The organism is Hymenobacter taeanensis, assembly GCF_013137895.1.
Lineage (GTDB): Bacteria > Bacteroidota > Bacteroidia > Cytophagales > Hymenobacteraceae > Hymenobacter > Hymenobacter taeanensis.
Genome location: NZ_CP053538.1, coordinates 4520726 through 4533467, shown reverse-complemented (window position 1 = coordinate 4533467; position 12742 = coordinate 4520726). Strand labels below are relative to the sequence as shown.

General features: G+C 53.6%; 5 protein-coding genes. All 5 read left to right on the top strand.

All coding sequences use genetic code 11. The features are described from left to right. Positions 1-27: 27 nt before the first annotated feature. The 5 genes from bglX (at position 28) to HMJ29_RS18985 (ending at position 12736) form a co-directional block, all read left to right on the top strand. A complete protein-coding gene (gene bglX, locus HMJ29_RS19005) occupies positions 28-2343 on the top strand; it encodes a beta-glucosidase BglX (RefSeq protein WP_171592967.1) in 2316 nt (771 codons plus the stop codon). A gap of 1069 nt (positions 2344-3412) precedes the next feature. Next, the gene (locus HMJ29_RS19000) at positions 3413-5197 is read left to right on the top strand and encodes a cellulase family glycosylhydrolase (protein WP_244679027.1); all 1785 of its coding nucleotides are present in this window, start codon (positions 3413-3415) and stop codon (positions 5195-5197) included. Between the two features lie 37 nt (positions 5198-5234). Then, positions 5235-7268: a 7TM diverse intracellular signaling domain-containing protein gene (locus HMJ29_RS18995; protein WP_171592965.1), complete on the top strand. Its 2034-nt coding sequence runs from the start codon at positions 5235-5237 to the stop codon at positions 7266-7268. Positions 7269-8053: 785 nt separating this feature from the next. Beyond that, on the top strand, positions 8054-11185 hold the full coding sequence (locus HMJ29_RS18990; protein ID WP_171592964.1) for a SusC/RagA family TonB-linked outer membrane protein: 3132 nt from the start codon (positions 8054-8056) through the stop codon (positions 11183-11185). Between the two features lie 27 nt (positions 11186-11212). Beyond that, positions 11213-12736 carry a RagB/SusD family nutrient uptake outer membrane protein gene (locus HMJ29_RS18985; RefSeq protein WP_171592963.1) on the top strand — a complete coding sequence of 508 codons (1524 nt, stop codon included), beginning with the start codon at positions 11213-11215 and terminating at the stop codon, positions 12734-12736. The last annotated feature ends 6 nt before the right edge of the window (positions 12737-12742 follow it).

Here is a 12742-nt window from a genome sequence, read left to right as displayed (position 1 = left end):
TGATTCTTAATTCCTTTCCATTCCCATATGAAACGTGTTTTCCGAACTGCCCTGCTTATGTCGTTGGGGTTGCTAACGCCGCAGCTGCAAGCGCACAACGCCGACTCCACTACCGCCACTGCTCCGTCGGCCGATGATCAGAAGATGAACAAGTTCATCAGCGACCTGATGCAGAAGATGACGCTGGAAGAAAAGATTGGCCAGCTCAACATGATTACGGTGGGCTTTGACGTGACCGGGCCCGTAGTAAGCAAAGACGTGGATGCCAACATCCGCAAGGGCAATGTGGGCTCGGTGCTGAACACCTTCACGCCTAAAGCCGCGCGCAAGCTGCAGGAAATGGCCGTGAAGGAGTCGCGCCTGCATATTCCGCTCATTTTCGGCTACGACGTAATTCACGGCCACCGCACCATTTTCCCGATTGCGCTAGGTCTGGCCTCCAGCTGGGACCTGCAGGCCATTGAGCGTAGTGCCCGCATTGCTGCCGAAGAGGCCTCTGCCGACGGTATCAACTGGGTGTACTCGCCCATGGTAGACATTGCCCGCGACCCGCGCTGGGGCCGTATCTCTGAAGGCTCGGGCGAGGACCCTTATCTGGGCTCTCAGATTGCCCGCGTAATGGTGCGCGGCTACCAGGGCTCTGACCTGACCAAAAACAACACCGTAATGGCCTGCGTGAAGCACTTTGCCCTCTACGGTGCCGCCGAAGCCGGCCGTGACTACAACACCACCGACATGAGCCTGGTGCGCATGTACAACGAGTACCTGCCGCCCTACAAAGCCGCAGTAGAGGCCGGTGCGGGCTCCATGATGTCGTCGTTTAATGACATCAATGGCATTCCGGCTACCGGCAACAAGTGGCTGATGACGGAGTTGTTGCGGAATCATTGGGGTTTCGATGGTTTTGTGGCCACCGACTATACCGCCATCAACGAAATGAGCGCCCACGGCATGGGCAACGATGCTCAGGTGTCGGCGCTGGCCCTGAACGCAGGCATCGACCAGGACATGGTGGGGGAAATATTCCTCAAGAATCTCGCTCAAAACCTGAAGGATGGCACCGTGAAGCAGGAGCAGATTGACCTGGCCTGCCGTCGGATTCTGGAAGCCAAGTACAAGCTAGGCCTGTTCCAAGACCCCTATCTCTATACCAATGAGAAGCGGGCCAAGGCTACCATGATGAAGAAGGAGTACGTAGCCGATGCCCGCGACATTGCGCGCAAAAGCATGGTGCTGCTTAAAAACAGCAACAACACCCTGCCCCTCAAAAAAGTGGGCACTATTGCCTTGGTTGGTCCCCTAGCTACCCGCCAGCGTGATATGATTGGCTCCTGGAGCGGCGCCGGCGACTGGAAGCAGGCGGTTTCACTGGAGCAGGGTATCCGCAATGTAGCCGGCAACAGTGTGAAAATCGTGACGGCTCAGGGGGCCAATTTCACCGACGACCAGCAGATGATTGACCGCCTCAACGCGCACGGCGGGGAACTGAATGTGGATAAGCGTAGTGCCGAAACCCTGATTCAGGAAGCGGTGCAAGCCGCCCAGGGAGCCGACGTGATTGTGGCAGCAGTAGGAGAGAGCCAGGGCATGACTGGCGAGGCGGCCAGCCGCGCCGACATAGGCCTGCCGGGCCAGCAGCTGGAGCTACTGAAGGCGCTAAAGAAAACCGGTAAGCCATTGGTAATTGTGCTGATGAGCGGCCGCCCCCTAACGCTGCCCTGGGAAGATCAGAATGCTGATGCTATGCTGGAAACCTGGTTTGCCGGCAGCCAGGCTGGCAATGCCATTGCCGATGTATTGTTTGGCGCCTACAACCCTTCCGGTAAGCTCACGGCAACCTTCCCGCAATCGGTTGGCCAAATTCCGTTGTATTACAACCACAAAAATACCGGTCGCCCTTACGGCGGAGTATCACTTGATAAGTACAAGTCGCGCTACCTGGACGTGACCAACGACCCGCTGTACCCGTTTGGTTACGGCCTGAGCTACACCACGTTTCAGTACGATAAGCCAGAGCTTAGCACCAACACGCTTGCCATGAACGGCACGCTGGAGGTAAAGGTGAACGTAAAGAACACCGGCAATTATGATGGCGAGGAGGTAGCTCAGCTTTACATCCGGGATATGGTGGGCTCTATCTCTAGGCCAGTAAAGGAGCTGAAAGGCTTCCAGAAAGTGATGTTGAAGAAAGGGGAGAGCCGCACCCTCACGTTCCGCCTAACCCCCGATGATCTGAAATTTTACAACAACGACCTAAAGCTGGTAGCTGAACCCGGCGACTTCCAGGTGTTCGTGGGCGGCAACTCCCGCGACGTACAAATGGCATCGTTCAAGCTGCAATAGGTACTCTGAGTGCAGACCGAATATTGCAGCAGTATTGCCCCATGCAGGGATAGGTAAAGCATAAGAAGAAGGCAGGCTCATATAGTCTGCCTTTTTTTCGGCTTTTGGGTAGCAGCCCCATGCTACACCTTTAAGCAGGCTAGATTTTAGTGGAGTCCTCAGCTTTTTTTCGTTGTTTCTTATCTGGAGTAACAGGATATGGCTTCACGATGATTGTGTGCTTAACGAGAGCATAAGTAACTTTCTGGCTTGTGTGCTAAGTGTATAGGTTAGATGTCAGGTAAATGAAAAATGCGGCCTATAGGCCATAAATGAAGTTTTTGAACTTGCTTTTTACTGCCAAGGTCCAATATATTTGATCACAACTAAGGCTTGTTACGTCTCTGTACTCTGCATTGAGTTTGCGTAAATTCCTCGGCTGTTCCGCTCAATTAGGCCCGGCAAAGCGGCTCCCTGTTCCTGCCCGGCATCCGCCCTGTTTACCACCCCAGTTGCTTAATGCAGCGACGCGGGTGGCGTCTGAACCCTATTCCTTACAAATCCCACCCCCCCCATGAAAATAAGCCTTACTACTTCAGGCTAGGTTTGCTGCCTAGGCCAGGTATTGTTAGCAAGAGCAAGCAAGGAGAACAACTCGCTCACTCCTCTGCTCTAGTAGTAGAACCTTAGTCTGAGCCAACATCGCTCGGCGGCGCTAGGCTTATCTACTCCGCATACTTGGCGCTTTGCCCATACGGGCTTCCCCTTCTTCTTGGTCAGTCTGCTACACCCTAACAGCTGGTATCTCTGTGCTACCTGGCAGGGGAAGAACCCCGTAGGCCCCTCCACCGAATTCTGCTCACTGCCTCATCACCCAAGGGCAGCAAGAAGATTATATGCGTGCAATGAAGTGTGATAAAAGCGGAAACGGGGTGGAGTATCTCCTCCCCGTTTTTTTCACTACGCTATTCCCATCCACCCCAAGCAAGTAGCTCATATGAATGGCCCCAGCCTTTCGCCGCCGCGAAGCAGTACGCTTCGTGCTACCATTTTTGTTGTTCTGCTGCTAGCGGGTACCTCGATATTTTCATTGCCTGCAAGTGCCCAGCAGCTAAGCTTCTTGCAGGCCAAGGGTACCCACATGGTAAATGCCAGTGGGAAAGAGGTAGTGCTGCGAGGTTTTAATGTAGGAGGGTGGCTGCTCCAGGAAAGCTACATTCTGCAAACCGATTCTCTTAATTGCCAATGGCGCATAAAGCAAGGGTTACTACGCACCATGCTAGAAGCCCAGATGGAGGAATTCTACCGGCAGTACCGCGCTAATTTTATCACGAAGGCAGATATTGATTTTATTGCCAAGCAAGGTTTCAACTGCGTGCGTCTGCCTTTTCATTACGACTTGTTCCTGACGGCGGCCCAACGAAAGGCACGCACCCAGGCAATGCTGAGCCCTAAAAATGTAGATGGGTATGTGCAGCAGTTAAGCACCTGGTACGACCAGAACCAGCTGTTCACAGACCCGAAAAGCCTCGATGGGTTTCGCTTCATTGATGACGTGCTGAAGTGGTGCGCGGCCAATAAGCTGTACGTGATTCTGGACTTACACGCCGCGCCCGGCGGACAAGGCACTGACCGCAACATCAACGACAACTTTGTGCCGCTGGACCTGTGGAAGCGCCACGATGCTAAAGGCCGCCTTATTTACCAAGATGTAACGGTGCGTCTCTGGGAGAAGCTTTCGGCTCGTTACAAAAGCGACCCGCGCGTGGCGATGTACGATCTTATTAATGAGCCACATAACTTAAATGTGGCTAACGGTATGTCGGCCGATAACCAGGAGCTAAGGAGTTTGTACTCCCGCCTCATAAACGCCGTGCGGGCGCAGAATGATAAACACTTGCTGTTGCTGGAAGGTAATGGCTACGGTAACGAGTACACCAACCTCACGCCCGATAAGCTGACTATTCAGGATAAAAGTAACCTGGCCTACAACGCCCACCGGTATTGGTGCCCAAATACCCCGGAAACTGCTGACCCTAATCCCAACCAAATCAACCTGCTACATAATCTGGCGGCTTTCCGCGACCAGTGGCAGGTACCGGTTTGGGTGGGAGAAACCGGCGAGAACTCTAATGAGTGGTTTGTTGCGGCGGTGCAGGGGCTGAATGCCCAAAACATAGGCTGGTGCCATTGGACCCTCAAGCGGGTTGATGGCCCCACTAGTTTACTACGCGTTAAACCCTACGGCAGTATTCTAACGCCCGAAGGACGAGCGGCTTTGCTCCGCAACGTGCAATACACTAACTGTGTACCCAACCGCGACGTTATTGCCGCTCTCACGCAGCCAGCTACTTTTCAGGCGCCTTTTGTGGCGCACTCAATTCCAGGCACAATTCAGGCCGCCGACTATGATTTAGGACGGGCAGGAGTGGCCTACTACGATGATTTTTCGGCGAAGATCGACTACCGAGACAATACTCCCTGGAACCAAGGCGGCGCCTATCGTAATGATGGGGTTGATATAGAAGTGAATACTGACTCACCGCAGAAAAAATATGTTGTAGGCCATCTTTCCGCAGACGAGTGGTTGAAGTACACGGTGAAAGTAGCGGCGGTGGGGCCTTACACTTTGCAGATGCGGGTACGGAAGGGAGCTGCTCCGGGCCAGCTAAACCTGCAGTTAGATGGCCATGCAATAGCGTCGGTACCAGTAGGCCAAGCTGTTACGGCAGGGGAGTGGATTACAGTAACTGTGAAAACGCCACCGCTCCCGTTGGGGCAGCACCAGTTGATGCTGTTGGTAAAACAGCCGGTAGACCAAATCAATTGGCTGCGTTTTGAGCCAGCCGCAGCAACCTCAGCAGGTGGCCAGTAAGGTCACTGCTCTACTTTTTCTTACCTTGGAAAGTACGATGAGGCTCATTTCTCACAATTTCTCTCAGTTTAGGAGTGGTTGCACAACGGCTCTGTTCCTGCGCACCTTGCTCTTGGTTTTCTTGTGCAACTCCTCAACTTTTGCCGCTACCGGCCCCGATACCCTGCGGGTACGGCCAAATCTGGAAGAGCTGTTCATTGAGCCTCGCTTCTACAGTGTGCTGGAAGACCCCTCAGCTCAGCTGACGCTGACTGATGTGCAGCAGCCTATTCATGCCGCGGCTTTTGAGCGCGGCGACAAAGTGCCAACCAGTATGGAACACCCCGGAGCTGCCTATTGGCTTCGGTTGGTAGTACGGGCCGAAGGCTCGCTGGCCCAGCACTGGTACTACGAGCTCTTCGACTCTCACCTCAATGATATCACCTACTTCCCGGCTACGGACGGAGGCAGGAACAGCATTCATACCGGCGCCGACCAACCTCTCACGTCGCGCCGGTTTCCCTACAAAAACTTCCTCTTTCGCTTAAGCTTAGAGCCCAACCAGACCCAGGTTTTCTACCTGCGGCTCCGTTCAAATTCTAAAACCAGCTTTTTGAGCCGGTTGCGCACTGAGCAGATGCTGGCCGAGCATTTTCAGGCCGAGTACGGGTTGCTGGGTGGGTTTTATGGCATTCTCCTGATTATGGTTATCTATAATCTGTGCCTCTATGTATTCATCGGTGAGCAGACCTACCTTCGCTATGTGCTGTATGTGCTAAGCTCAAGCCTTATCTTTCTCTCGGAAGATGGCCTAGGGTTTCAGTATTTATGGCCGGATTATCCTACTCTGAATCAGATAATTATTGCTGGGTCGCCCATCCTGCTGCTGCTCACCTTCAGTTATTATGCCCGGCAGTTTCTGGATGCCCCCCAACGCCTGCCACACTACGACCCCTGGGTGCGCGCAGTGGTACTGCTAAGTGTAGCTGCATTGCTTCTGGATGCCATCTGGCTAAACTCAGGGTGGGGTTTTTGGCTGTATCTGCTGCCATATAGCATGATTTACTACCTCGCTATTCGTATCTGGCAGCGTGGGTTTAGACCGGCCGGATATTTCTTACTGGCTCACGCAATGGTAGCAGTAAGTGTGGGCTTCCTCATCCTGCGCAAAATAGGAATTGACACCTTCACGAATACCGCCACGGTATATAGTATGAATGCGGCGTTTGTGGTGGAAGTAGTGGTACTGTCTTATGCCTTAGGTGAAAAAATAAAGGGCATTAAAGACCTGACTATTAGGGCTCAGGAGAAGGTTGTAAAGCAACTGCGCAAGAAACACCTGGCTCAGGACCGGCTAGTGGAGCAGTTAAAGCGCAATCAGGAGCTTAAAGACCAGCTGAATACGGAACTTGAAAGCTTAGTAGCTCTGCGAACAGAGGAGCTGCGGCGGCAGAGCGATACAATTAGTGCACAAAACCGCGAGTTACTACAGGCCAATGGGCTGTTAGCTCTGCAATCGGCGGCAATTGAAAAGCTTAATACTGATTTGCAACGCGATTTGCAGGAGGCCAAAACGGCTCGTGTGCTCTCCAAGGAGGTGAATTTCGGTGAGTTCAGTCAGATTTACCCTGACAAGGAGGCGTGCCTTACATACCTAGCCAACCTGAAGTGGGCTGACACATTTCAGTGTCGTAAATGTGGGCACGAGAAGTATTGCGACGGCCGTGAGCCACACTCCCGGCGCTGTACCCGGTGTCGCTACGTAGAGTCGGCCACAGCTTACACGTTGCTACAGAAGTGTAAGTTCTCCATCATCAAGGCTTTTTATGCCGTTTTCCTGATTTACACTCACAAGGGCAGCTACACTTCCCAGGAGCTGTCAAGGGTACTAGACCTGCGCCAGGGCACCTGCTGGAGCTTTAGCCAGAAGGTAACGGAAGCTATGCGCCGCCGCCGCCAAGCCCCTGACTTTGACGACAATGAGGACTGGACACATATACTGTTAGATGCCACGGGCTTTGCAGAAGAAGAGGGCATTGAGGCTGATAAAAGTGTAGTAGCCAGCTCGTCAGGCAAAAAGGTGGTACTATAGGATAATGCCAGTTAATTTTTTTCAAAAAAGTAGCCAGATGGGTCTGTTTTTTTGATTGTTTTTTACGTGAAGCTTACAGCCCGGCTAAATGGCACTAGCATAACTACAGGGCATACTATACTGCTTTTTGCGTGTGTAGTAAGTGTATAATTAACTTGTTAATAACATGAAAAAATGGCTTTACGGCGCTTTGAGGGCTATTTCGCTCTTGCATTTGCCAAACAAGGTCGGATATATTTGAGCATTCCCACAACCCCATGCTACCATTCCCACCTTTACTGTCAGCTCTTATACGAGCTATGCCTGCAACTTCAGGCCACTTCCCGCACGGCACACCTTATAGGGGGTGTTCCCTTAAGAAATGCCACCGGGTAAATCTATCTGCTCGCTCCTAAGGAAAGAAGTAGTGTTCTGATTTAGGTGTACCCCAGCTCAGTAGCCTTCATTACCAACAGGATTGCCTCCCACGCAACCCTATTGCTTTAGCAGTACAAAAAGCTATACCGCCTTTGGGTTACCTGTTGCTAGGGCATTTGGCCAGGCCAAGCTTGAGAAGTTACGCAGGCTAGGCAATTCCTTAAATTGTAGCCCTTTATAACAGGCCTAGTCTTGCTTGGCCCTTCACGGTAGCTGCAGCCTTGGTATAATTTGTAACTACTTCCCAACAGCTGCCCCACTACACTGCCCTTGCCAGAGCAGTTTTGCCCCCAGCAAGCCTTAAGCTTGAGTGCAGGTTTACTAGGGCTTGCCTTCCAGTGTTCTTACCCCACAATTCCCACATTCATATGAACCAACCTTTCTACACCAACGCATTGCTGCGGCGGGCCGTGTGGCTGTCTGCAGCCGGCTTACCGGTGTTAGCGGCCCCGGCCGCCGCCGCCGTTTCCCCGCTGGCAAGTACGGCTCCAGAGAGCACTGCTTTCGCCGATGTGCCCGTATCAGGGCGGATTGTTCAATCCAATGGCGACCCGTTGCCTGGGGTAACCATCGTAGTAAAAGGTACCACCGTAGGTACCTCCACTGATGCCAATGGCAACTTTTCTCTGAACGCCCCCGAAGGCTCAACGCTAGTAATCAGCTACGTAGGCTTTACTCGGAGAGAGGTGCCAATCACCGGTGCCAACAGCAACCTGAACGTAACCCTGACGGAGGACTCCCGGGCACTTAGTGAAGTAGTTGTAGTTGGCTACGGTACCCAGGAACGCGGGAGCGTAACGGGTGCTATTTCATCAGTAGGGGCGGCAGATATTGTTCGCCAGCCAGTGCCGGATGTTACGCAAGCCATTCAGGGGAAAGTATCGGGGGTAACAATTACCTCCAACGGTGGTACGCCGGGTGGCGCTGCCGGTACGGCCATTCGGGTGCGCGGTATCACTTCTGCGGGCAATAACAACCCGCTGTACGTTGTGGACGGATTTCCGCTGCCAGACCGCGGCGACAACCAGCTTAGCGCCATCAGTCCCAATGATATTGAGTCGATTGATATTCTGAAGGACGCTTCGGCCACGGCCATTTACGGGGTTCGAGCCGCCAACGGGGTAGTAATCATCACCACCAAGCGCGGCAAAGCAGGCAAAACCACCTTTAATCTGGATGCCTACCGTGGCGTGCAGACGGTAGCCCGCAAGCTGGATCTGCTCAACGCCGAAGAATACGCAACCATCAACAACGAGTCGTTACTGGCTGCCGGTAAGCCTATTGCGCTGGATAAGCTCCGTGACCCTTCTTCTTTAGGAGAGGGAACTGACTGGCAGGATTTGGTATTCCGCCGCGCCAAGATTCAGAACTACTCTGTATCGGCAACCGGAGGCAGCGAAAAAGCGCGGTTTGCTTTGTCAGGAGCTTATTTTCAGCAAGACGGTATCATCATTGGTACTAACTTTGAGCGCTTTACTCTGCGTGCCAACGGCGACGTGCAAATTGGCCGCATGCTGAAAGTAGGTACCAGCATTGCCTTGTCGCATGCAAGTGACCGGCAGGTGACCAGCAACAACGGAGAGTACGGTGCCGTGCAGCAGCTGCTGCGCATTCCGCCCACCGTACAGGCCTACCGCCCCGATGGCTACTGGTACCAGCCCAACAGTGCCAATGACAACTTCACGGAAGAAAACCCTTTGGCAACTTCCCTGCGCGTAAATCAGAGGTTTACTCGCAACCGGGCTATTAACACTTTCTTCGCAGAATTAGAGCCGCTGAAAGGTTTACGCTTCCGCACCAATGTGGGGGCTGACATGATCTTTGAGAACTTTAACAGCTTCGCTCCGCGTGGCCCTGAGCTGGCGGGTTATACCCAGCGCTATATCACAGCTGGTGCCTCCGCGACGTCCGGCTACGCTCCGTCGTACCTGATTGAGAACACCGCCACCTACGACCACCTGTTTGCCGATAAGCACCAGGTGACGTTGCTGCTAGGCCAGTCGGCGCAGGAGTTTAACTACAGCAACGTGGAGGCCTACCGCTCTGGCTATCTGCGCAACGACCTGCAGACTATCAATGCGGGCCCCATCAATACGCTGCTTGGCAACGCGGGCACGCTTGACCCTACGCCTCGGCGCCTAGCCAGCTATTTCGGCCGCCTCAACTATGAGTTTGCCGGTAAGTACATCTTCCAGGCCATTGCCCGTTACGATGGATCTTCGCGCTTCCAGCCCGGTGAGAAGTTTGGCTTCTTCCCCGGTGCTTCCGTTGGCTGGCGCATTTCTGAGGAAGACTTCCTCAAAGGCAACAGCGTAGTTAGCAACCTAAAGCTGCGCGCCGGCTACGGCCGGGTAGGTAATGAGCTCAATGCCGGTCGGTTTGCTTACCTGTATTCCATCAACTTCGGTATCACCTACCCCTTGGGGCCAGATGGTGCTATCAACACGGGTGGTGCCCCCACTCGCCTAGCCAACCCGAACCTGCGCTGGGAGTACAACGATCAGGCAAACATTGGTCTGGACATGGGCTTCCTGGACAACCGGTTTGAGGCCAGCATTGACCTCTACAACCGTAACTCGCCCAACCTGATTGCGGGCGTGCCACCATCCCTGGTATCTGGTACCTACGAGTCGGTGAATGCCAACGCGGCCTCCGCCTATAACCGTGGTATCGACTTTTCCTTTACCTCACACAACTTCACTGGCCTCGACCAAGCGCTAAACTGGACTACTACATTCAACTTCTCGGCTTTCAAAACCAAGCTGGAGTCGTTGGGAGCAGGCGTGCCGTACAACGGCCTGGGCTCACTGAGCGGCACTATCGTTCGCTACGATATCAACCAGCCCTTCGGCTCGTTCTATGGGTACGTGGCTGATGGCTTGTTCCAGACTGCGGAAGAAGTAAAGAATGCACCTACCCAACAGCCCGGTACAGCCCCCGGTGATATTCGCTTCAAGGATATCAACGGCGATGGGGTGATTACTGACCTGGACCGCACGTTTATTGGTAATCCAAACCCCAATTTCTCGTTTGGTCTGACCAACACACTGAACTTTAAGAACTTTGATCTGAGTTTCTTTATTCAGGGAGTGCAGGGTAATGACGTGTACAACCTCAACCGCTACATCACGGAAAGCGCTCTGTACAGCACCACCAACGGTACTACCCGCATCCTGAACCGCTGGACCGGCCCCGGCACCAGCAATGACATCCCACGTGCCATTAACGGTGACCCCAACAACAACCTGCGGGTATCTACCCATTACATCGAGGATGGCTCTTACGTGCGCCTCAAGAACCTCACGTTCGGCTATACACTGCCTAAAACCCTGATGAGCCGGATTTCGGCAACTCAGCTGCGCGTGTACTTCACGGCTCAGAACCTGGTAACGCTGACCAAATACACCGGCTACGACCCGGAGGTAAGTGCCAGCGGCGTTGACCTGGGTATCTATCCGCAAGCCCGCGTATTCATGGGCGGCCTGAACATTGGGTTCTAATCCTTACTAATTCCCACCTACCTAGTCATGAATATTTCCAAAATTACTTGCAGTGCCTTTCTGCTTTCGCTAGGCCTGTTGGTTGGCTGTACGGAGAAGTTCCTCGAAGAAGCTCCCGCCGACCAGGTAACCGACGCAAACTTTTACCAGACCCAGCAAGACGCTATCCAGGCCGTAAATGCGGCCTACAGCGAGCTAACCAAAGAGGGCCAGTATAACTTGGCCATGTGGGCCTTCGACATCATGGCCGATATTTCCGTTACGGGCGGTGATGATGGCAATGACGGCATTGAGTACAAGCAGCTAGAGGCCTTTAGTATTCCCTCTACTAACCTGGTAGTGAACCGGTTGTGGGGTGGCTCTTTCATTGGAGTGCAGCGCGCCAACCTGGTACTGCAAAAGGTGCCAAACATCCCCAACATGGACCCCGCCATTCAGAAGCGGAGCTTGGGTGAAGCACAGTTTCTGCGGGCCAAATATTACTTCGACCTGGTGCGGGCCTACGGTGACGTACCCCTGTTTACGGCTCCTCCTGCTGGCCCCGAGGCAGTAAACATTCCGCGTACACCTGCCGCCGAAGTATACAAGCAGATTGAGCAGGACCTGAAGGATGCCTACGATAACCTGCAGCCCTCTTACAGCGGCGCAGATTTGGGCCGGGCCACCAAGTGGGCCGCAGCTGGCCTACTGGCCAAAGTGTACATCACCGAAGGCAAGAAACCCGAAGCTGCTCAGTGGGCGCGTGAGGTAATCTCCAAGTCGGGGAAAACCATGTGGGCCAACTACGCCGATAACTTCAAAGTCGGGAATGAAAACCGCAACGAGAAGGAGTCGTTGTTTGAGGTGCAGTATGTGAACGGCCGTAACCAGTACGACCGTAATAACGTGGGCTCCTCCATGAACGAGTTCTTCGGACCTCGGGGTGCCAACCAAACTCCTGGTAGCGGCTACGGCTTCAACATTCCTGAGCCCGATTTCGTGAACGGCTATGAGGCGGGCGACACGCGCAAAGATGCTACAATCTGGGTACCCGGCGACGTGTTCCCCGATGGATCAAAGCAGTCGGCTAAGGCTACTGGCTCACCCTTCGGCTACAACTGCAAAAAGTGGTTTGTGGGCAAAGTGAATACCAACATCTGGGATTCGCCCCTTAATGTACCCGTAATGCGCCTGGCCGAGGTGTATTTGATTCTAGCGGAGGCTGTAGGACCAACTCCCGAAGGACTGGAAGCCATCAATAAGGTTCGTCGTCGGTCATTTGGCTTAGACATCAATGCTCCTTCTGCCGCCCACGACTTAACGGCTGGTACTCCCAACTTCATTGATGCTGTTATCAGGGAGCGGAAGTATGAGCTGGCCTTCGAGTTTGACCGGTGGTTTGATCTGAAGCGCACCGGGAAGCTCATTCCCGTAATGACGGCGCAAGCCGCCTACCTGCGCACCCTGGGCATCACCCAGCGCGGTATCCCTACCGAGAAGAACCTGGTGCTGCCCATTCCGCAGTCTGAGCTGGATGCTAACCCCGGCCTGAAACAAAACCCTGGCTACTAGGCCACT

What these genes read in the sequence shown, in the direction of transcription:
- bglX (WP_171592967.1), top strand. Translation starts at nt 28, where the DNA reads ATGAAACGTGTTTTCCGAACTGCCCTGCTTATGTCGTTGGGGTTGCTA.
- HMJ29_RS18995 (WP_171592965.1), top strand. Translation starts at nt 5,235, where the DNA reads ATGAGGCTCATTTCTCACAATTTCTCTCAGTTTAGGAGTGGTTGCACA.
- HMJ29_RS18990 (WP_171592964.1), top strand. Translation starts at nt 8,054, where the DNA reads ATGAACCAACCTTTCTACACCAACGCATTGCTGCGGCGGGCCGTGTGG.
- HMJ29_RS18985 (WP_171592963.1), top strand. Translation starts at nt 11,213, where the DNA reads ATGAATATTTCCAAAATTACTTGCAGTGCCTTTCTGCTTTCGCTAGGC.